Raw genomic sequence first — 701 nt, 5'->3', positions numbered from 1 at the left:
AGAGCGATATGAACGGGACCGAAATGCTTTTGGGTGAGGGTGATGTTGTGGAAAAAGCGTGTTTCTCTGGGCAAGAGCTGCACGTCACGCACCTTGCAGAGCCGCTGGCCATCGGGGGCCGCCAGGATCAGGCTGGACTTGATCCGGATGCGGTAGTGCCATCCGCAGACCCCGAGCCAGCCCATCAGGTCCGTGTCGCAGAAGCCGCGGTCCGCCAGCAGGCGGACCTGCTGGATGCCCACGAAATCCAGCAGTCCTTTGACCTCGGCCAAGACGGGTAGCAGGTGATCAGTGCTGACCTGCGCGCTGGAGTGCTCAAGGACACGGGAGACGAGCGGCACCGCTCGTCCTCGGAAGAGGACGGAGACACGGATCAGGCAGAATTTCTCGAACAGCAGGCTGGTATCCAGCGCCAGGATGAGAGTCTGACCGCCCCAATCCCGCAGGGCACGGGTGACCAATGGGCCGTAAATGCCGCCACAGTCGATGGCTGGATTCTCCAGCCACCGACGAACTCGACGTTCGCTGCTTTGAGCGAACGTGGCACGAGAATGGATGTAGGGGAGCCACGCAGGAATGGAACTGCACTGGGACAGCAAAAGGCCCGTCGCCATCCAGGCCAGCGTGTGGGCGTTGCGGACGTCGTTCCACAACCCACACTGGATGTGGCCGAAGATGGCTTGGTAGAGTCGGGACGCGTC

Annotated in this window: 1 protein-coding gene; it reads right to left on the bottom strand. The window is 61.9% G+C overall.

The features are described from left to right. Nucleotides 1-701, bottom strand: a 701-nt coding sequence (locus IEY21_RS16700) for a transposase family protein (protein WP_505686667.1), incomplete at both ends; no start/stop codon positions are given.

The organism is Deinococcus aerophilus (assembly GCF_014647075.1).
Taxonomy (GTDB): Bacteria; Deinococcota; Deinococci; order Deinococcales; family Deinococcaceae; genus Deinococcus; species Deinococcus aerophilus.
Note: the sequence above shows the minus strand (reverse complement) of the source record. Positions and strands in the feature narration are given on the sequence as shown.